Source organism: Lonepinella sp. MS14434 (assembly GCF_042468235.1).
Lineage (GTDB): Bacteria > Pseudomonadota > Gammaproteobacteria > Enterobacterales > Pasteurellaceae > Lonepinella.
Genome location: NZ_CP170386.1, coordinates 1,268,353 through 1,289,065 on the forward strand (window position 1 = coordinate 1,268,353; position 20,713 = coordinate 1,289,065).

The 20,713-nt window shown below is 39.7% G+C and carries 20 protein-coding genes and 1 rRNA gene; 10 read left to right on the forward strand and 11 right to left on the reverse strand.

Annotated elements, in window-relative coordinates; translation table 11 throughout:
* Nucleotides 1-47 precede the first annotated feature (47 nt).
* The 4 genes from O1Q79_RS06100 to O1Q79_RS06115 form a co-directional block, all read right to left on the reverse strand.
* Nucleotides 48-1,586 (reverse strand): 16S ribosomal RNA (locus O1Q79_RS06100).
* 356 nt (nucleotides 1,587-1,942) lie between these two features.
* Nucleotides 1,943-3,289, reverse strand: a complete 1,347-nt coding sequence (locus O1Q79_RS06105) for an anti-phage deoxyguanosine triphosphatase (protein WP_386690894.1) — start codon at nucleotides 3,287-3,289, stop codon at nucleotides 1,943-1,945.
* Nucleotides 3,290-3,973: a CidB/LrgB family autolysis modulator gene (locus O1Q79_RS06110; protein ID WP_386690896.1), complete on the reverse strand. Its 684-nt coding sequence runs from the start codon at nucleotides 3,971-3,973 to the stop codon at nucleotides 3,290-3,292.
* Nucleotides 3,973-4,383, reverse strand: a complete 411-nt coding sequence (locus tag O1Q79_RS06115) for a CidA/LrgA family protein (RefSeq protein WP_386687172.1) — start codon at nucleotides 4,381-4,383, stop codon at nucleotides 3,973-3,975. The genes O1Q79_RS06110 and O1Q79_RS06115 overlap by 1 nt, the downstream gene beginning before the upstream one ends.
* A gap of 110 nt (nucleotides 4,384-4,493) precedes the next feature.
* Between O1Q79_RS06115 and O1Q79_RS06120 the strand changes: the two genes are divergently transcribed.
* From O1Q79_RS06120 to O1Q79_RS06130, 3 genes are read left to right on the forward strand one after another with little or no spacing between them, the layout of a single operon-like run.
* Nucleotides 4,494-4,985 carry a thermonuclease family protein gene (locus O1Q79_RS06120; protein WP_386690897.1) on the forward strand — a complete coding sequence of 164 codons (492 nt, stop codon included), beginning with the start codon at nucleotides 4,494-4,496 and terminating at the stop codon, nucleotides 4,983-4,985.
* Nucleotides 4,986-4,996: 11 nt separating this feature from the next.
* A complete protein-coding gene (locus O1Q79_RS06125) occupies nucleotides 4,997-6,193 on the forward strand; it encodes a cysteine desulfurase (protein WP_386690899.1) in 1,197 nt (398 codons plus the stop codon).
* Between the two features lie 24 nt (nucleotides 6,194-6,217).
* Nucleotides 6,218-6,595: a SufE family protein gene (locus O1Q79_RS06130; protein WP_386693359.1), complete on the forward strand. Its 378-nt coding sequence runs from the start codon at nucleotides 6,218-6,220 to the stop codon at nucleotides 6,593-6,595.
* 1 nt (nucleotide 6,596) lies between these two features.
* Here the strand turns inward: O1Q79_RS06130 and O1Q79_RS06135 are convergent, their stop codons facing one another.
* From O1Q79_RS06135 to O1Q79_RS06145, 3 genes are read right to left on the reverse strand one after another with little or no spacing between them, the layout of a single operon-like run.
* On the reverse strand, nucleotides 6,597-6,926 hold the full coding sequence (locus O1Q79_RS06135) for a branched-chain amino acid transporter permease (RefSeq protein ID WP_386690901.1): 330 nt from the start codon (nucleotides 6,924-6,926) through the stop codon (nucleotides 6,597-6,599).
* A complete protein-coding gene (locus O1Q79_RS06140) occupies nucleotides 6,923-7,660 on the reverse strand; it encodes an AzlC family ABC transporter permease (RefSeq protein WP_386690904.1) in 738 nt (245 codons plus the stop codon). Before O1Q79_RS06140 ends, O1Q79_RS06135 begins: the two co-directional genes overlap by 4 nt.
* Before the next feature lie 2 nt (nucleotides 7,661-7,662).
* The gene (locus O1Q79_RS06145) at nucleotides 7,663-8,589 is read right to left on the reverse strand and encodes a LysR family transcriptional regulator (protein ID WP_386687182.1); all 927 of its coding nucleotides are present in this window, start codon (nucleotides 8,587-8,589) and stop codon (nucleotides 7,663-7,665) included.
* Between the two features lie 199 nt (nucleotides 8,590-8,788).
* Here O1Q79_RS06145 and O1Q79_RS06150 point away from each other — a divergent pair, with 199 nt between their 5' ends.
* Nucleotides 8,789-11,038 (forward strand): TonB-dependent receptor, encoded by a 2,250-nt coding sequence (locus O1Q79_RS06150; RefSeq protein ID WP_386690907.1) that lies wholly within the window; start codon nucleotides 8,789-8,791, stop codon nucleotides 11,036-11,038.
* 132 nt (nucleotides 11,039-11,170) lie between these two features.
* Here the strand turns inward: O1Q79_RS06150 and ykgO are convergent, their stop codons facing one another.
* A complete protein-coding gene (gene ykgO / locus O1Q79_RS06155) occupies nucleotides 11,171-11,314 on the reverse strand; it encodes a type B 50S ribosomal protein L36 (RefSeq protein ID WP_386690910.1) in 144 nt (47 codons plus the stop codon).
* A 9-nt stretch (nucleotides 11,315-11,323) separates the two neighbouring features.
* A complete protein-coding gene (locus O1Q79_RS06160; protein WP_386687186.1) occupies nucleotides 11,324-11,590 on the reverse strand; it encodes a type B 50S ribosomal protein L31 in 267 nt (88 codons plus the stop codon).
* Between the two features lie 274 nt (nucleotides 11,591-11,864).
* On the opposite strand from O1Q79_RS06160, the gene metE reads away from it, so the two are divergent.
* The 5 genes from metE to O1Q79_RS06185 all read left to right on the forward strand — a co-directional run bounded on the left by metE (nucleotide 11,865) and on the right by O1Q79_RS06185 (nucleotide 18,285).
* A complete protein-coding gene (metE, locus tag O1Q79_RS06165; RefSeq protein ID WP_386693360.1) occupies nucleotides 11,865-14,135 on the forward strand; it encodes a 5-methyltetrahydropteroyltriglutamate--homocysteine S-methyltransferase in 2,271 nt (756 codons plus the stop codon).
* A gap of 109 nt (nucleotides 14,136-14,244) precedes the next feature.
* Nucleotides 14,245-15,261, forward strand: a complete 1,017-nt coding sequence (locus O1Q79_RS06170) for a YeeE/YedE family protein (protein WP_386690912.1) — start codon at nucleotides 14,245-14,247, stop codon at nucleotides 15,259-15,261.
* Between the two features lie 23 nt (nucleotides 15,262-15,284).
* Entirely contained in the window at nucleotides 15,285-16,676 is a 1,392-nt protein-coding gene (locus O1Q79_RS06175) for a rhodanese-like domain-containing protein (RefSeq protein WP_386690914.1), read from the forward strand.
* 279 nt (nucleotides 16,677-16,955) lie between these two features.
* A complete protein-coding gene (gene tenA / locus O1Q79_RS06180) occupies nucleotides 16,956-17,609 on the forward strand; it encodes a thiaminase II (protein WP_386690916.1) in 654 nt (217 codons plus the stop codon).
* A gap of 70 nt (nucleotides 17,610-17,679) precedes the next feature.
* The gene (locus O1Q79_RS06185) at nucleotides 17,680-18,285 is read left to right on the forward strand and encodes a hypothetical protein (RefSeq protein ID WP_386687190.1); all 606 of its coding nucleotides are present in this window, start codon (nucleotides 17,680-17,682) and stop codon (nucleotides 18,283-18,285) included.
* Between the two features lie 48 nt (nucleotides 18,286-18,333).
* On the opposite strand, the gene O1Q79_RS06190 is transcribed toward O1Q79_RS06185, so the two are convergent.
* Nucleotides 18,334-19,245, reverse strand: coding sequence for a RimK family alpha-L-glutamate ligase (locus tag O1Q79_RS06190; protein ID WP_386690918.1), 912 nt, complete (start codon nucleotides 19,243-19,245; stop codon nucleotides 18,334-18,336).
* Nucleotides 19,246-19,340: 95 nt separating this feature from the next.
* Here O1Q79_RS06190 and O1Q79_RS06195 point away from each other — a divergent pair, with 95 nt between their 5' ends.
* Nucleotides 19,341-19,607, forward strand: coding sequence for a GrxA family glutaredoxin (locus tag O1Q79_RS06195; protein ID WP_386687194.1), 267 nt, complete (start codon nucleotides 19,341-19,343; stop codon nucleotides 19,605-19,607).
* A 70-nt stretch (nucleotides 19,608-19,677) separates the two neighbouring features.
* Here O1Q79_RS06195 and bamC read toward each other — a convergent pair whose 3' ends face one another.
* Nucleotides 19,678-20,685 carry an outer membrane protein assembly factor BamC gene (gene bamC, locus O1Q79_RS06200; RefSeq protein WP_386690921.1) on the reverse strand — a complete coding sequence of 336 codons (1,008 nt, stop codon included), beginning with the start codon at nucleotides 20,683-20,685 and terminating at the stop codon, nucleotides 19,678-19,680.
* Nucleotides 20,686-20,713: the final 28 nt, after the last annotated feature.

Below are 20,713 nucleotides of genomic sequence, written 5' to 3' on the forward strand. Positions count from 1 at the left end.
TTTTTATCAGACTATCTGTGTGGACACTTATTGTCGCTCGTTTTGGGTAAGGAGGTGATCCAACCGCAGGTTCCCCTACGGTTACCTTGTTACGACTTCACCCCAGTCATGAATCATACCGTGGTAAACGCCCCCCTTGCGGTTAAGCTATCTACTTCTGGTACAACCCACTCCCATGGTGTGACGGGCGGTGTGTACAAGGCCCGGGAACGTATTCACCGCAACATTCTGATTTGCGATTACTAGCGATTCCGACTTCATGGAGTCGAGTTGCAGACTCCAATCCGGACTACGATGCACTTTCTGAGATTCGCTCCCCTTCGCAGGTTTGCCGCCCTCTGTATGCACCATTGTAGCACGTGTGTAGCCCTACTCGTAAGGGCCATGATGACTTGACGTCATCCCCACCTTCCTCCAGTTTATCACTGGCAGTCTCCTTTGAGTTCCCATCTTTACATGCTGGCAACAAAGGATAAGGGTTGCGCTCGTTGCGGGACTTAACCCAACATTTCACAACACGAGCTGACGACAGCCATGCAGCACCTGTCTCATAGTTCCCGAAGGCGCTTTTTCATCTCTGAAAAATTCTATGGATGTCAAGAGTAGGTAAGGTTCTTCGCGTTGCATCGAATTAAACCACATGCTCCACCGCTTGTGCGGGCCCCCGTCAATTCATTTGAGTTTTAACCTTGCGGCCGTACTCCCCAGGCGGTCGATTTATCACGTTTGCTACGGGCACCAGTCTTAAAGACCAATCCCCAAATCGACAGCGTTTACAGCGTGGACTACCAGGGTATCTAATCCTGTTTGCTCCCCACGCTTTCGCACATGAGCGTCAGTATCTTCCCAAGGGGCTGCCTTCGCCTTCGGTATTCCTCCACATCTCTACGCATTTCACCGCTACACGTGGAATTCTACCCCTCCCTAAAGTACTCTAGCTACCCAGTCTGAAATGCAATTCCAAAGTTAAGCTCTGGGATTTCACATCTCACTTAAGTAACCGCCTGCGTGCCCTTTACGCCCAGTTATTCCGATTAACGCTCGCACCCTCCGTATTACCGCGGCTGCTGGCACGGAGTTAGCCGGTGCTTCTTCTGTAGTTAACGTCAATCTAATAAGCTATTCACTTATTAGCCTTCCTCACCACCGAAAGAACTTTACAACCCGAAGGCCTTCTTCATTCACGCGGCATGGCTGCGTCAGGGTTCCCCCCATTGCGCAATATTCCCCACTGCTGCCTCCCGTAGGAGTCTGGACCGTGTCTCAGTTCCAGTGTGGCTGGTCATCCTCTCAGACCAGCTAGAGATCGTCGGCTTGGTAGGCCTTTACCCTACCAACTACCTAATCCCACTTGGGCTCATCTTATGGCATATGGTCTTGCGATCCCATACTTTAATCCGAAGATATTACGCGGTATTAGCGACAGTTTCCCGTCGTTATCCCCCTCCATAAGCCAGATCCCCAAGCATTACTCACCCGTCCGCCACTCTCACGAAAAGTACAAGTACTTTCCGCTACCGTTCGACTTGCATGTGTTAAGCCTGCCGCCAGCGTTCAATCTGAGCCATGATCAAACTCTTCAATTTAAGTTCGATCGCTCAATAAACTGCTTGCTTTTAAATCTTTCTTTTCATTCCCAAAAGAACAAAAAGTTAATGAATTTCTAAGTTAAGCACCTATTAAGACTTCAAGTTTTATTTAATTTTTTAAAACTAGTCAATCAACAAGTGCCCACACAGATTGTCTGATAAATTGTTAAAGAACAAATTTCGCTATCTTTTGGCGAAAATAAAACGACACACTGTTTGATTTTCAATTTTCACAACAGCGTGTCGTTGTGTGCAGCGTATTATAGAGATCTGGAAATCCTTTGCAAGCACTTTTTATAAAAATATTGAGAAATTTATTCGAATGTTTAATTTTTCAACTTTTCAGTCTATTTTTACGTCAACTGCCGATAAACTTTCAACGCATAGGCATCAGACATGCCTGCCATATAATCGCAAATAATCCGTTTTTTACCATTTGATCCTGCTTTCAACCAACGATTTACAGTATTGCGAGGTAACAAGCGTTCAGGATCGCTGGCAAAAATTTGGAACATTTCGGTTAAAATACGCTGTCCTTTATATTCAATACGCTGGGTTTCCACATCACGAATGACATATTTAAATACAAAAGTCTTAAACACATTCAAGACCTTTTCCACTTCTTCTGGCAATTCCGCATTGTAACGCAGTAATGGTTCAGCAAAATCAGCGGTTTGGTTCCAACGCACATTAGTAATAAAGAAATTCACCAATGCCCCAATGGCATTTTTACGTTCGTAATGATATTCAGAGAATAATTTTGTACTCAAAGTATCAATATTTCTTACAATCCATTCCGAAGAACAAGCTCTTAATTCTTGCAAAGCAATTTGCCAGAGATTTTGATCAATCATTCCTACCACAATAGCATCTTCAAAATCATGCACCCCGTAAGCAATATCATCTGCTAATTCCATAATGCTACAATCTAAGGATTTAAACTTGGTTTTCAAAAACTCTTTGGGTTCTGACCGCACTTTTTTTAGTGAAGTAAATAATACTCGATCTTGCTCAGATAACGGTTGCAATAACCAATCAAACACGGGCAAATCATCACGAAAAATACCTTTACCAGGTCGCCAATCCACTGCTCTAAAATCTTGCTCCGCAAAAGAAAGTGCGGTGTATTTTGGCGAAGTTTCATCTAAAATGGCAGGATATTTCACCACTCCCAATAGGGTTCTACGTGTTAAATTCATACCTGCATTCGGCGTATAAGGTTCCAGCTTAGTTAATAAACGGAAAGTTTGTGCATTGCCTTCAAATCCCCCTGAATCATACATCATTGAATTTAAAGCCGTTTCACCTCCGTGACCAAATGGTGGGTGTCCAATATCATGAGCAAAACACAGGCTTTCAATCAGATCTGCGGTCGGTAATAATGGCTTAAGCTCTTGCTGTAGCTTAGTTTTATCTATATTTAATTGATCAGCTAAGGCTTTATAAGTATCTACCAATTTTAATTGTGAAACCAAACTACTACCAATTTGAGCCACTTCCAAAGAATGGGTCAATCGAGTACGGAAGAAATCATTTTCACCCACAGCGTGAATTTGCGTTTTCGCCTGTAAACAGCGAAATGCCGCACTGTGTAAAATTCTAGCCCGATCACGACGAAACGGCGGACGATGATCTTTTTCTCTCGGTTTATCATTAATCAAACGTTCAAGCCAAACAGGATCCAAATTATTTTTTAACATTTACGCCACCATATAAATCAACTTAAATACCAGCGGAGCAAGAATAGAACTAATAATACCGCACAAAACTAAGGCTATTGAACTATAAATAGAGGCTTTCGCATCTTGCTCCATTAATGCTGCCGTACCAATAGCATGTGAAGTAGCTCCCACAGCTAACCCAATTCCTTCGGAACTCGTTAATCGAAGTTTGCGTAAAATAACATAACCAACCATTGAACCCTGAATACCTGCTACAACAACACCAACTGCTGCCAAGGCAGGAACGCCGCCCAAATTACCTGAAATTGCCATCGCTATAGGGGTTGTCACCGATTTAGAAATCACCGTTGCAACAATATCTGGATTCGCCCCTAACCACAAAGCAAAGCCAGCACCTGTGAACATGGCAACAATAGAAGCTAACGTAGTAACAAACAAAATGCTTTTCCAAAATGCCGCAATTTGACGAAGTTGCTCATACAAAGGTAACGCCAACGCCACCACACTCACCCCCAATAAATTATTTAACGGTGCATTACCTGCCATATAATTTTCGTAAGGGATATTCATTAATAACAACACACCAATTATCATTAATACCGTTAGTACAAAGGTATTTAACAATATGGATCTCAACCGTTTATTAATTTGTAAAGCAATAAAAAAACCTGTCACAGTTAATACAGAATAAAAATAAATCATTATCTTTCCTTAGCCCGATTTTGTAACACTTTATGACGTAAACGAGCAAAAGAACGTCGCATAAATAAATAATCAGCTAACGTCCCAATAATAATCAAGGTAATCAGCGAACTCACCACATTAGGAATAAGCAAGGCTTTTGCTTGAGAAATCAACACATCGGAATATTTAATAATCCCCACGCTAACAGGGACAAACAAAACCGCCATATAACGAATCAATAAATTCGCCCCGAAAAAAATCCATTCTACTCGAATAACATTAGTCGTTAATCCAAAAAACAGTAGCAATAGCCCAAATATACTCCCAGGAATACCAATAGGGATCAACCACGCAATGGTTTCACCCAAATAAAGTAAGGCATATAAAATCACTAAAGATCGTATTAAATCAAACAGTTTTCTTTTCATCATCTATCTTCAAATTTTTGATAAGTTTTATAAATTTATTTTACGCTTATTTTTTCATTTTTGTTATTTTTTCAGTAAAATGTCACCATCTGCTATTTATATCAAAAAATATGAAAAAAATAACCTTTTTATTCACCGCACTTTTTGTTTTTATTTTTTCTAACTGCACATTTGCTATAGAACACTGGATTAATTGCCGAGTGGTCAGCATTAGTGATGGTGATAGCATAACCTGCCTATTAACCAACAAAAAACAAATCAAAGTGCGTTTAGCAGAAATTGATGCCCCCGAAAAAGCCCAAGCCTTTGGTAAACGTGCCAAACAAACCCTAGCACAATTAATACACAAAACGCAGGTAAGACTTAAAATCTCAGATTATGACCGCTATGAACGTAGTGTTGCGACAATTTATGACTCGCAAGGAAAAAATATTAATCTGCAAATGGTACAACTAGGCATGGCATGGGCTTATACACAATATATGCAAGATCCACAATATTTACAGATTCAACAACAGGCTCAATCACAACGTATTGGATTATGGCAAGATACTCATCCGATACCGCCTAGCGAATTTCGTAAACATCAATACAACCAATAAAGGAAATAATCATGTTTAATGCTTACTCATTTCGCCAACAATTTCCCTATTTCAGCCAACCTAATGTGGTGGTGTATTTGGATAACGCCGCCACAGCATTAAAACCACAAGCCCTAATCGATGCCACCGTGGAATTTTACCAATCCGCAGGCTCCGTGCATCGCAGCCAATATGACGAAAAAAACACCGCACTTTATGAACAAGCCCGCACCCGAGTTAAACAGTTAATTAATGCAGAAAGCGAACAAGCGGTGATTTGGACATCAGGCACCACACAAGCCATTAATACCGTTGCCAACGGCTTAATTCCCCACATTCAACCCGATGATGAAATCATTATCAGCGAAGCCGATCACCATGCTAATTTTGTCACGTGGCACGCTATTGCGAAAAAGTGCGGTGCAAAATTGCGGATTTTGCCGATATTAGATAATTTTTTAATTGACGAACAATCCCTAATTTCCGCCTTAAACGTACGCACAAAATTGGTCGCTTTAAATTTCGTTTCTAACGTCACAGGCACACAACAGCCCGTCCAACAACTGATTGAAAAAATTCGCCAATTTTCCACCGCACTTATTTTAGTCGATGCAGCTCAAGCCATTAGTCATCTCAAAATCGATCTACAAAAATTAGATGCAGATTTTATCGCATTCTCCGCCCACAAAATTTACGGTCCGAATGGATTAGGCGTGTTAAGTGGCAAACAGCCTGCTTTAGAAAAACTGCAACCGCTCCAATACGGCGGAAAAATGGTTGCCTTTGCATCAAAACAAGAAATTCGCTATGCCGATTTACCCTATCGTTTAGAAGCTGGCACGCCGAATATTGCCGCCGTGATCGGTTTTAACGCTGTGTTAGAATGGTTAGAAAAATGGGATATTGAACAAGCAGAACAATACGCATTAGATCTTGCTCAACAAACTGAAGTACGGTTAAAAAATTACCAGAATTGTCGTTTATTTTCTGCCCCACAACCTAGCACCGTAATCAGCTTTGTGTTTGACAATATTGCTTGTGCCGATCTCGCTACCCTGCTTGCCGAACAAAACATCGCTTTACGCACAGGCGTGCATTGTGCCATGCCTTATCTTGCCCGTTTAGGTGTGCCTAGTACATTACGACTCAGTCTTGCTCCCTACAACACCGAACAAGATGTACAAGCCTTTTTTACAGCATTAGATAAAGCCCTTGAACTCTTAGACTAACCATAAGGGGATTAAAAAATGGAAATAATTGAACAAATTCAACAAGCTAAAAACTGGGAAGAACGCTATCGCTTGCTGATTCAAGCAGGTAAAAATCTCCCCCAACCAACAGAAAACGAACTCGCCCATTGGACGGAAATTCAAGGTTGTGAAGTCAGATTATGGTGTAAAATCTCACAAAATTTAGACCGCACTTTACAGCTAAAGGCTTATAGCGAAGCACGGATTATGAATGGTTTGCTGTTCCTACTCATTAATGCAGTCAACGGGAAGCCATTAGACGAACTACAACAGTTTGATATAACAATATTTTTCACTGAACTCGGTATCGCTCAACGATTAAGCAGTACAAGGTTAAATGGATTGAAACAAATTGAGCAAAGCATTAAGGAACTGTCTTAAATTAAACAAACACCCCTTGCACCAACCCCATATACAACATCGTTCCCACTGCCATGGACAGGAACATATTTTTCTTCCAAAGGTGCAAGGCAAATGTTACTGCTCCAGCAATAAAATCAGGTATGCCGTGATGACCTTGCAAAAGATCAATATTTTTATAGCAATATACCACTAACATACCGAACATGGCGGCGGGTAAGACTTTGCCTAAATAACGGATATATTCAGGGATCGGGCGGTTGGCTGGGAAAATCCAAAAAGGGAGTAAACGGCAAAATTGTACGCCTAACACACCCATGACAATGGTGATAATTTGTTCGGTTAAGGTCATGGATTTTCTCCCGTCAGGCGAATGATTTTACTTTCCAATTTGGTACGGCGTAAGGTCAATACTCCCCAAATAGTGAATAAGGTAGGAATTAAGAAATGTTCCTTACCCACGGTAATTAGGAAAAATAACGTAATACCTAAGCCGAGTAATGAGCTTTCATGGGATTTTTCTTTGAGCCAATTTTCAGTAAAAATGACGATAAATAATGCTGTCATGGCAAATTCTATGCCTTTTAAATCAAAAGGTACAATGTCCGTTGCAAGATTGCCTAATACCGCCCCAAAAACCCAATAGACTTGCAAATAGAGGCTAACAAAAAAGTAATACCAACCTTTATCTAAATGTTCTGGCACCTTTGCCATATAATTAAGTGAAAATGCTTCGTCCGACATGGTTGAAATTAAATACCAGCGTTTTTTACCCAACTGTTTACCATATTTTTCTAACATGGAAATGCTGTAAAAAACTTGTCGTCCGCTCACCATTAACGTGACCAACAGCACGGAAAGGGGAGAAAAAATAGCGGTCAATGATGTCGCCACGATAAATTCCACAGAACCGGCATAAATTAACGCCGCCATAAAGAACGGAAACCATACGCCAAAGCCTAATACTTTCATATAAATGCCGTAAGCAATGCCTAAGAAAATATAACCGATAATCATCGGTATAGAATAAGGAAAAGCGGCTTTAGCGGCTGCCAAAACTGCGGTGTTTTTTGGCTGATTTTCCATGATTACTCCAATACTGACAAGCCTGGTAAAGTAGAAAAACTTTGCGACTTCACGGTATCATAAAAATCATCAATAAACGCTCTCTCCGCATCAATTTCTCGATAAGCACAATATAAATTGCTATGTAGGCGTTGTTCGGTAATTTGACGAGCCACCACATAACCGCGATCTAAATAAGGTTTTACCGCCCAAAATGGTAACGCCGCAATGCCCCGTTTACTGGCGACTAATTGAATAATGGCAATGGTTAGTTCACTGGTTCGGCGTGTTGGATTAATGCCAGCAGGTCGCAACACTTTACGCAGTAAATCCAACATATCATCGGGGACAGGATAAGTAATCCAAGTTTGATCGGCAAAATCTTCTGCTTGCCAAATGTCTTTTTGGGCTAACGGGTGATCTTTGGCACACAGTCCGACCATTTCATAAGAAAACAATGGTTTATAAATAATGCCGTCAGTGGGTTCAATCTCAGACACAATCGCCCAATCGGCTCGATGACTAAGCAATAATCCTACAGTATCCGTATGAAAACCCGATACAATATCCAATTCGACTAACGGCCAATGGGTACGGAAACTATCCATGGCAGGCATTAACCAGTCAAAGCAGGTATGACATTCCACCGCAATACGCAACTCCCCTGCTTCCCCTTGTTTTACTCGAGATAGATCACGCTCCGCCTCGATCACTTTGGGTAATACCTCATTGGCTAATTTAATCAAACGTTCTCCCGCAGGGGTAAAATGCAAAGGTGTAGTTTTGCGTTCAAATAACGGCAGCCCATATTGATCTTCTAATAATTTGAGTTGATGAGAAAGGGCTGATTGGGTTAAATAAACACGTTTTGCGGCTAAAGATACTGATCCTGTTTCTTTTAAAGCAAGCAAGGTTTTTAAATGGCGAAGTTCAAGAAATATTGGTTTCATAGATTATCTATCAATAGTAAATAAGGCTTTTATTCTACAGTAAATTTCAGAAACATTTAACAAAAAGACGATGGAAGTGCGGTGTAATTTTAGATGATTTTTTCATAACAAAAATGATTTTTTTATAAAAAACACTTGCAAATTTTTCCATATAAAGTTATTTTTCTGTGCGAATTATCTTTATATGGAAATAACAGTAATGAAACTAAAAAAAATAAGTTGGGCAGTTATGCTCAGTTTTGGGGTCATTGCCCCAGTAAGTGCGGTGGAAAAAACAGAAGTTTTAGAGATTATTCAAGTCACCGAAACAAACCAAGGCCCAATGAAAACAGTTCAGCAAACTGAACTCAAAAATGGGCCAACGTCACTGGGTAATGCCTTAGCAAAACAAATGGGCATTCAAGCCAATCATTTTGGTTCAGGGGCATCTACACCAGTTATTCGTGGACAAGAAAGCTATCGTAATAAAATTGTGCAAAATGGTAGTGATGTGGTGGATATGGCTAATATGTCCCCCGATCATGCGATTATGGTGGATCCGACCCAGGCAAAAGAAATCAACGTGATTCAAGGCGTGGATACGCTATTGTATGGCTCAGGGATCACTGGGGCCGTGGTGAATGTGAAAGATGATAAAATTCCGACACAGGTACCATTACGTGCGGTAGAAGGAAGCTTAGATGCACGTTATAACACCAATAATCAAGAACAATTATATAATCTCGCCACCAATGTCAAATTATCTGAGCATGTGGTTTTGCATCTTGAGGGCTTACATCGTCACGCTAAAAACTATAAATCTGCGGGTTATACTGAACAATATACCGTGGAAAATCCTTGTAATAATTCTAATACACCAGAATGTATTGAAGCTATTTTTGAAGATGATTATCAAGAAACTTTTGAAGAATCAAAAGATTATCGTTATATTAATAATTCCGAAGCCAAATCTAAACAAGGTGCCGTTGGGCTGTCTTGGGTAGGGGAGAAAGGTTATCTGGGTATTGCTTACACTGATAGACGAGATCGTTATGGATTAACTGGACATGAACACAAAGCCCATTTTTGTCATGTTCATACCCATGATGAAAATGATGAATATTTAGAAGGCATTAATTTACATTGCGAACATACGAGCGTCAATATTGATGAAGATTTCCATAATCATGATCCAAGCCAACCTGAACAATATGCTAAATTGAAATTACATCTCAAACGTGTGGATTTACGTGGGGCGTTAAATCGTCCGTTTGATAGGGTAGAGCAAATTCGTTTTATGGCAAACGATAGTCGCTATCAGCATCGGGAAATTGAAGGCCAATATACCATGTCGAGCTTTCGCCATAATGGTAAATCATTACGGATTGAAGTCGATCATCAGCCTACCGACCATTGGTCAGGAACGCTGGCTTTACAATATAGTAAGGATATGATTGATAGCTCAGGTTACGAAGGCATTTTAGATAAAAATACGACGCACTTATATGGTTTATCTGGGGTTGAACGTTATCAATGGAATGACTTTACTTTTTCGCTATCAGGGCGTTTAGAGCAACAAAAAATTCATTTATTAGATGATAAACAACTGCATCGTGGTAAACGCATGAATGCGTTACGTAGTATGAAATATGACTCGACAGCCTATTCTCTCGCCACAGGCATTGATTGGCAAATGACGCCTGAATGGAAAAGTTGGATCACGTTGTCACACCAAGAGCGAAACCCTAGTGTACAAGAACTTTATGCTCGAGGTACACATGTGGCCACCAACTCCTATGAATTTGGCGATGAACAGTATGACCGTACCATTAATAATTTGCTGATTGATACCCAAGTTTACGAGCAATTTGGTATTAACGAGCGGCTTAAAAAAGAAAAATCCACTAACCTAGATTTAGGTGTATCATTTAATAATGATAAATGGCAAAGCTATGTTGGCACATATTATAAGCATTTTAGTAACTATATTTATGCTCATACTATGGATCGTTTTGCACATTTTCGCTTAATACGTTATGCTCAACAACCAGCTCGTTTTTATGGTGTAGAAGGCAACATCAGTTATCGTTTCGCTCCTAAATATCGGCTAAGTCTATTCGGCGATTATGTGCGTGGTAAACTAGATAATGGCAATGTGCCACGTATGCCAGCGGCTCGTTTAGGATCTCGCTTGAATGCGGATTTTAACGATAATTTATCTGCCAGCCTTGAATATACTCATACTTTCAGCCAGCATAAATCTGCTCATAATGAATTGCCGGTGGGGGGAAATAATATGTTAAATGCAGAATTGGTCTATTTAGGTTCATTAAATTCCCATTTAAATTATCGTTTAACCGTTAATTTTAATAATATTTTGAACGAAAAAGTCTATGCTAGCACTTCTTATCTTTCCCATATTCCATTAATGGGACGTAACGTTTCCATGGGGGCAAGCGTGTTGTTTTAAGCTAGATAACATAACAAAAACGGTGAATGTTTACATTCACCGTTTTTTATAGAGAACTTGGCAACATCCTTAATATCCAGTTCTCTTACATTTATAGCCAAATTCTCTGGTGAGAATGTGGAAGAAAAATACCTATCTTCTTTTTTTCTTCATGCCTTGACGGGCTTTAAAACGTGGATTTTCCTTACAAATTACATAGACCACACCGTGACGGCGAACTACTTTACAGCCAGGGTGACGAGTTTTAGCACTTTTTAATGAGGATAATACTTGCATGGTAACTCCTTATTTTGATTTCAATGCACCGAATTTGCCATAACGATTGGTAAAGTCACTGGCTCGACCTTCATTACCAATTTGACGTGTTTTACCCGTATAAAAAGGATGTGAGGCAGAGGATGTATCACACATAAATACAGGATATTCTTTGCCGTCTTCCCATTTCATGGTATTGGTAGTTCTAGCACAAGAACGGATTAAAAAGCCTTGTTTGGCATTGCTATCATAAAATAACACGGTACGATAATTATCGGGATGGATTCCTTTTTTCATATTTACACCTTATTTTTTATTGAAAAATAACTAGACTGCGAATATTACCCTAAATAGGGGCGTTTCGCAAAACTTATTTTTCAAAAACAAAAAAGATTTTCACCGCACTTTTGTTTATCTATTTTTATCCATTCTTCAATTATTAAAATAATTCATATAAAAAATGAAAATTATGAGTTTGCTTAATAAATCAGAATTCGGCATTATTTCAATCAAGCGGACGTTTAGCCGTCTAAATAGAAGTTTATTATTCCCATTTAATAGGAGCAAGATGATGACCACATTCCATGTATTAGGATTCCCACGAGTTGGTGCCAAACGTGAACTTAAATTTGCACAAGAACGCTACTGGCGTAAAGAATTAAGTGAACAAGATTTATTAGAGTTAGCCAAAGCCTTGCGTGAAAAAAATTGGCAACATCAAGCTGATGCTAATGCCGATTTCGTGGCAACCGGTGATTTTACTTTCTACGATCATATTTTAGATCTGCAAGTGGCAACAGGGGCGATTCCTGCTCGTTTTGGTTTTGACAGTCAAAAATTAACTTTAGAACAATATTTTGAATTAGCACGTGGTAACAAAGATCAATTTGCTATTGAAATGACTAAATGGTTTGATACTAACTATCATTATTTAGTGCCTGAGTTTGCCAAAAATACCCAATTTAAAGCCAACCCAGCACATTATGTCAATCAATATCGTGAAGCGGTGGCGAAAGGGCATAAAGCCAAACCTGTCATCGTTGGTCCGTTAACATTCCTTTGGTTAGGGAAAGAAAAAGGCGAAGCCTTTAATCGCTTTGATTTATTGAAAGATTTAGTGCCGGTTTATCAACAAATTTTAACCGCACTTGCCAATGAAGGTGCCGAATGGATTCAAATTGACGAACCAGCCTTGGCATTAGATTTACCACAAGAATGGATTAACGCGTTCCAATCTGTCTATGCGGAATTAAGCCAAGTTAAGGCGAAAATTTTACTCGCTACCTATTTTGGTTCCATCGCTGAACACGCTCAATTATTAAAATCTTTACCTGTGGCAGGTTTGCACCTTGATTTAGTACGTGCACCAGAACAATTAGCCGCTTTCGCCGAGTATGACAAAGTACTTTCCGCTGGTGTGATTGAAGGTCGTAACATCTGGCGAGCGAACTTAAACAGCGTGCTTGATGTGTTAGAACCATTAAAAGCGAAATTAAATGATCGTTTATGGATTGCTCCAAGCTGTTCATTATTACACACGCCTTATGATTTGAGCGTGGAAACACAATTACAAGAGAAAAATCCTGATCTTTATTCTTGGTTAGCGTTCACGTTACAAAAAGTGGAAGAATTAAACGTATTAAAACAAGCGTTAAATAACGGTCGTGCGTCAGTACAAGCACAATTAGATGCCAGCCAAGTAGCTGCTGATGCTCGCAAAAACAGCAAAGTCATTCACAAAGCGGAAGTCGCCACTCGTTTAGCAAACTTACCAGCCAATGCGGATCAACGCAAATCGCCATTCGCCGAGCGTATTACTAAACAAAATGCGTGGTTAAATTTACCATTATTACCGACCACCACCATCGGTTCATTCCCACAAACTAGTGAAATTCGTCACGCTCGTGCTAGCTTCAAAAAAGGCGAATTGTCTTTAGCGGATTATGAAACGGCGATGAAAAAAGAAATCGAATATGTGGTGCGTAAACAAGAAGAACTTGATCTTGATGTATTGGTTCACGGCGAAGCAGAACGTAACGATATGGTGGAATATTTCGGTGAATTACTTGACGGTTTTGCCTTTACTAAATTCGGTTGGGTGCAAAGCTATGGTTCACGCTGTGTGAAACCGCCCGTGATTTTCGGCGATGTAACCCGTCCAGAGCCAATGACTGTGCGTTGGTCGCAATATGCTCAAAGCCTGACCAAAAAAGTGATGAAAGGTATGTTGACAGGTCCTGTCACCATTCTGCAATGGTCATTCGTGCGTAACGATATTCCACGTTCAACTGTATGTAAACAAATCGGCGTGGCGTTGTCTGACGAAGTGTTAGATTTGGAAAAAGCAGGTATCAAAGTGATTCAAATTGACGAACCTGCGATTCGTGAGGGCTTGCCGCTTAAGCGTGCTGACTGGGACGCTTACTTACAATGGGCGGGCGAAGCGTTCCGTTTAAGCTCAATGGGTGTGGCGGACGATACGCAAATTCACACGCACATGTGTTATTCTGAATTTAACGATATTTTACCAGCTATTGCGGCGTTAGATGCGGATGTCATTACCATCGAAACGTCCCGTTCCGATATGGAATTATTGACCGCATTCGGCGATTTCAAATATCCAAACGACATCGGTCCGGGCGTGTATGACATTCACAGCCCACGCGTACCGACCGAAGCGGAAATCGAACACTTGTTACGCAAAGCGTTAAACGTGGTGCCAAAAGAACGCTTATGGGTCAACCCAGACTGCGGTTTAAAAACCCGTGGCTGGAAAGAAACCATTGAGCAGTTGGAAGTGATGATGAAAGTGACGAAGAAATTACGGGGGGAATTAGCGTAGTTTTTTCAATCACAAGAAAAGCTGGAATTTCGATAATTTCAGCTTTTTTATTTGTTACCTTATTGTTATAATTTTTTCATCTTTCGTCCATTGTATTAAGGTTTAATCAATGCTCAACGGTTTATTTATTGGTCTTTTCTTTGGTTTTATTCTACAACATAGTCAGTTCTGTTTCGTATCGGGCTTACGTCAACTCTATCCACAAAAAAATTTGCGTTTTTTGACCGCATTTTTTATTGCGATTACCATTCAATCCATTGGCTTTTTTGCGTTAGCACAATTTAATTTAATTCATATTCCGACTTCTCAACTGCCCATTGTCGCCACCTTGTTGGGTGGATTTTTATTCGGTATGGGAATGATTTTAGCAGGCTGTTGTGCTTGTGGTAGCTGGTTTCGCTCGGGAGAAGGTTTGATTGGTAGTTTCACGGCATTGATTTTCTTTGCCATTACAATGGCGGCGACACAAACGGGTGCATTAAAATCTTGGATTCTCCCTCTAACACAAGATGTCACGGAGATGGATAATATTCATACCACATTACAAATTTCGCCTTGGTGGCTTGTCGTGTTGCTATGTGTTATCACTGTAATGTTGATTTACTACAATCACAAACACCCTCGCTACCAGCCGACACCAGATTACCGTTATCACGGACTTCGCCATTGGATAGCGGAAAAACGCATTTCCCTGAATATTGCTGCGGTAATAATTGGGTTATTAGGCATAGTCGCTTGGTTTGATAGCAGCCTTACGGGGCGAGAATTTGGCTTTTCTATTTCGGTTCCCAGTGCCAATGTCGTGCAATATATCGTCACAGGACAACAGCGTTATTTAAATTGGGGGAGTTATTTTGTGCTGGGTATTCCGCTTGGTGCATTTATCAGTGCGAAATTGAGTGGTGAATTTAAGCTCAATGTACCTGAACCCAAATTACTGTTACGCCGTGCTTTAGGGGGTATTGTCATGGCAATCGGAGCCGCCTTGGCTGGCGGTTGTACCATTACCAACGCCCTTGTTGCCACTGCCTATTTTTCTTGGCAAGGTTGGTTAGCCACCTTAATGATTTGTCTGGGTTGTTGGATAACTGCTTATTTTATCAAGCCAACTCAATGTAAAATTTAATGTTGATTTATAAGGAAAAAACAATGAAAAAATTTACCGCACTTACTGTGCTTACTGCCACGCTAGGCTTAGGATTTTGCCTTATGGGCTGTAAAGAAAATACCGTTCGTCAAATTGACACGGCGGAATTACTCAAAAATTTAGATAATCCAAATTATGTGATTATTGATACCCGAGATGATAGCCATTATAACGGCTTTAAAGAAGCTCAGGCTGTACGTGGTGGACATATTAAAAATGCCATTCAATTTACCACCGCTTGGTTAGATTATATTGCCGATGATAAATTCGACAGTTTTGCCGCAGACAAAGGGATTAGCAAAGAGAAAACCTTAGTCTTCTATGATAGCAATTTAGATAATTTAGAGCGTATTAGTGCAGAATTTCTCGCCAAAGGCTATAAAGTGGCAGTATTTAAAGATATTGTTAATTACAGTAATGTGACTGATAACCCATTGGAATCCTTTGAAAATTATCAAATTAGTGTCTCCCCACAATGGTTACATGATGTAATGCAAGGTAAATCCCCTGAAACCTATCAAAATGATAAATATATGGTATTTGAAGTGTCTTGGGGACCATTGGAAAAAGCCACAACCTATGTACAACATATCAATGGTGCTTATCATTTTGATACGGACTGGATCGAAAATGGTCCTGTGTGGAATTTATCTGATCCACAAACCATTGAACAAAACCTATTAAAAAATGGGATTACCAAAGATAAAACTATCGTACTTTATTCCGATAACCAGTTGGCAGCGTTGCGTGTCTTTTGGGCGTTAAAATGGGCAGGCGTGGAAGATGTGCGATTCTTAAATGGTGGCTTAAAAGCGTGGAAAGAATTAGATTTTCCAACCGAAACCCAAGTGAATATTCCGCAAGCGGAACAAGCCTTTGGCGCAACCATTCCTGTTCACCCTGAAATCAATATCTCTAGCCCGCAACAAGCCATCAATGCACAGGCGAAAGGATTAAAACTAATCAGTAACCGTGCATGGAATGAATATACGGGCGAAGTCAGCGGTTATGATTACATTCCAGGCAAAGGCGAACCACAAGGTGCCATTTGGGGCTTTGCTGGGACGGATTCGTCCAATATGGCGGATTATTACGATCCAGACGGCACATTACGCAATCCGAATGAGATCTTTGCTCTGTGGCAAGGTCAACAGATTCAAGCGGGTGATCAATTAGCGTTTTATTGCGGTACGGGCTGGCGAGCTGGTGTACCCTGGTTTATGACCCAATTAGCAGGTTGGCAACATACCTATGTGTATGATGGGGGTTGGAATGAATGGCAAATGGATTCCAAATACCCTGTACAAAAAGGCGCTCCGCAAAATATGAGCAAACCTGACAGCAAGAATGATTTTGGCAAAGTACAAAAAAAGGGCAATTCTTGTAAAAGCTAACTCAGTCTAACCTCTTGTTCTATAAAGGCTGAAATCAAAAATTTCAGCCTTTTCTATTGGATTTTTTGTGACCGATCTCACAATTCTGAATATGATGAATTGTTTACTCAACTATTTTTTGTTAATCTTCCGTTCTCTTAGTCGGGGTGCTTCTACAAGCTGAGATTACACCCGTTGAACCTGAAACAGATAAGGGGCTGAGAGTGTGTCATTATTTTTCTGCGACGGAGACAAATAATGACACACTCTCAGCCCCCAACTGACGTAGGAAACTAAACCATGAAAAACGATTTCATTCAAACTATTATCCAACAAGCTCAACCTCACTGGCATCATTATGTAGAACATGATTTTGTACAACAACTAGGACAAGGTACATTACCCTTATCGAGCTTTCAATACTATTTAAAACAAGATTATCTCTACCTATTTCACTACAACCGTGCCTTAGCACTCGCCATATTCAAGGCGGAAAATTTTGAGCAAATGCGAGATATTCATCAAGCGATGACAGTTTTATTACAAGAAATCCAATTACATATTGATTTCTGCCAAGATTGGGGGATTAGTCAACAAGATTTATTAAACATAGAAGAAGATCCTGCTTGTGTCGCCTATACTCGCTATGTCTTAGATTGTGGTATAACAGGTGGTCTGGCGGAACTTTATGCAGCAATCGCCCCTTGTGCCATTGGTTATGCGGAAATCGGATTGCGTTTAAGTCAACAAAATTTAGTATCCAATAACCCTTATCAAAAATGGATTGATTCTTATGCCGATGAAACTTTTCAAACTGCGGTGGAAAAATATAAAGATTTTTTAACCGCACTTTGCCAAGATCTCAATGCCAAACAATTGGCAAATATCCAGCACATTTTCACGACGGCAACACGAATGGAAGTTGCATTTTGGCAAATGGGGTTAGATCATTAATTTTTTATACTTTGCTGATTAAATTATTGTTATAATTTACCCCATATTTTATTTCAGCACGGTTCATTCAATGAAATTTAAACTGATTTTATGTTTATTATTAGGATTATTGCCTAACATAGTGTTAGCTCAGTGGAAGTCTGTTGGCAAAGCAGATTATAACTGGGGACCTTTTCTTGTGTATAGCATTACGCTTTCCACCGAAACAGGGCAATATCAAGAAAATGAACGTCCTTTGATGCTTACTTTTACGTTTGATAAACAAGTAGAAGGTAAAAATTTTGCAGTAACCTTGATTAAAGAAATTGATAGTTTGAAAATGGTGTCGTCAGACACCACATCCACTTGGCTAAAAGAATTACAACGGATTTTCCCTGATTTTTCCCCTCAAGATCATTTAAATTTTATTGCATTAGCAGATAAAAGTTATTTTGTATTAAATGATACGGTATTAGATTATGAATTCGAACCTGAATTTGCTCAGATTTTAACCGCAGTTTGGTTATCAGAAAAAACGAATTTCAGCAAAATGCGAGAGATGCTGCTAAATCAAAGTAAGCCAGAAAATGAAGCACCAAAAACTGAACTTGAAACTGTTCCATTAAATGAAGAAGAAGTCAATCCGCAGCTTCCACCTGAATATCCGTTGGAAGAACAGCCAGAAGTGGTATCTTAATAATTCCGACTTTCTGAGTGGGTGTATTAGATTACGCCCCCACATTGATTATTTATTGTTTAATAATTGATATTTCTGTTCTAAATAGACAATCATCTCCAACGCAATATTCACTCCGCTAGTTTTTTCGATCATTTCTAATCCAGCACTGGCATTGACTTCCAACACTAATAATCCTTGATTAGAGCGAATCAAATCTACGCCAGCCACATCTAAGCCTAATGCTTTAGTAGCATTAATCGCTATTTGTTGTTCATCTATGGTAAGAGTGATTTTTTCTGCACTTCCCCCACGATGAAAATTTGCCCGAAATTCGCCATTTTGCCCGTGTCGCAACATAGTTGCTACCACTTTATCACCGATTACAAAACAACGAATATCCGTGTTTTTAGCCTCCCGAATAAAATCTTGTAATAACGTAACTACTTTAGCTTCTTTCAATGTTTCCAAAATACTCACCGCACTTTGTGGCTTTTCCGCCAACATAACTCCGATACCTTGTGAGCCATTTAAGGTTTTCAAAATGGTGGGGGTTTTCATTTTAGCGACCGAACTTTTTGCCGAAAATTCACTACCCGCTAAAATACTCTGTGGAACCAGCACGCCAGCTTGTTGTAATAATTGTAAACTTTGCCATTTATCTCTAGCTCGTAAAAATGCCTGATCATCATTTAAACTAATCGCCCCGCCAGCCACGAAATGACGTAAGACTGCACATCCCATTTGTGTACTTGCCGTACCAAAACGTGGCAACACTGCGTCATATTTCGGTAATAAATAGCAATTTTCTTTTCCATTGCATTGATAATACACGTCAAAGTGCGGTCTATTTGATGATAGTTTTAATAAGCAACGATTAGGATCGAGAATATCCATTGAATGTCCACGTTTTTCAGCCTCAGATTTTAACCGTTGGCAACTGTATAAACGTGGTTCACGACATAGCATTAAAATTTTCATAAGATTTTGGCTAATTAAATGTTAGAAAAAAACAATTTATATTTTTACTTAATTTAGCGTAAAATTCCACAACATTCACTTAAAAAGGAAAAACTATGTTTATAAAAATTTACGGTCGTATGACTTGCCCTTTTTGCGTTCGAGCAAAAAACTTGGCGGATAAACTTGCCACAGAAGTAAACGGATTTAGCTATGAATTTATTGATATTATTGAAAAAGATATGAGCAAAGATGATATTGCTAAAGCTATCAGGGTCGCTCAAGTACAAACTGTGCCACAAGTCGTGGTGGATGGGCAACCAATCGGTGGTTGTACAGATTTTCAGGCGTTCGCCCAACAAAAATTTGGTATTACACTTTAATTAGCCATGAAAAAACCTAGTGAGTTTACACCGCACTAGGTTTTCTTTTAGCTATAATTTAGCCAGCATATTAATTAGACAACACTTTCTGCAATGCCTGATATAAGGTTTGGGCTTTTTCACCGCTCAATGCGAATTTATCTTCATCGCTAATCACGACCGCACTTTCATTCCCATAGGCACTAAGTTGCATTGAATATTCACCTTTTTCAAGATCTGGTTTGCTTAAACCGAAACGAGCCCATTCGCTGTCATCTAATGGTTTGTATTTTAATAGTGCATAACCTTTACCCGCTGTAGATTCTTTGAACTCAAAACCCAGTTGTGGCAAGGCTTGTTCTAATTTTTGCCAAGATTGACGGAAATTGATATTCATCGCCAAAGCTACATGTTGATTGGTATCAGTGATAATCGCAGATTGAACCGCACCCGTGGCAACATCTGATACTGCCACTTGTTGCTGTTGTTGACGATAACTAGAATTTAACTCACCCACCAACTGATTTAGACGATCTGAAGTATAACGTTCTTTGTCTTTCACCGTTGGCGTGAAAATAACTTCATCTCGTTTCATTTGAGCAATCGCTACGACTAAGGCGTTAGAAGTGTTGTTGCCCACTTCTTCAATAATATAACGAACTTGCACATCACCAATTTCATCAGCTCGTCCTGTTTTTGCCCAACCAGTTTGCACCCGATTACCCAATGTAGTGAATTGAATGTTTTGTTCTGTTAATAAACGCTGTACTTGCTGAATATTGTAAACAGATTTTTTCTCCGCAGGATAAATAATAGATGAACGTTCACCATCAAAATGGGTTACTGAATTACCAATAATCGCCATAGGTGTTGATGGTGGACGAATATCTGTGCCATCAGTTTTGATGGAAACATCTGTCGGTAATTCATAGGTATTCTCTTGCCCTAAGATAGTGACACCACCTGTATCTAATTTAGTAAAAACAGGAATCACACCTCGTTTTTCATAACTATCATTGGCGGTTTGTTTGCTTTCATTGCTGGTTGAACAAGCGGTTAGGGTTGCTAACACGGTTAATGGTAAAAGCCATTTTTTCATCATCTATCCCTTTAAAATTTTGGTAAAA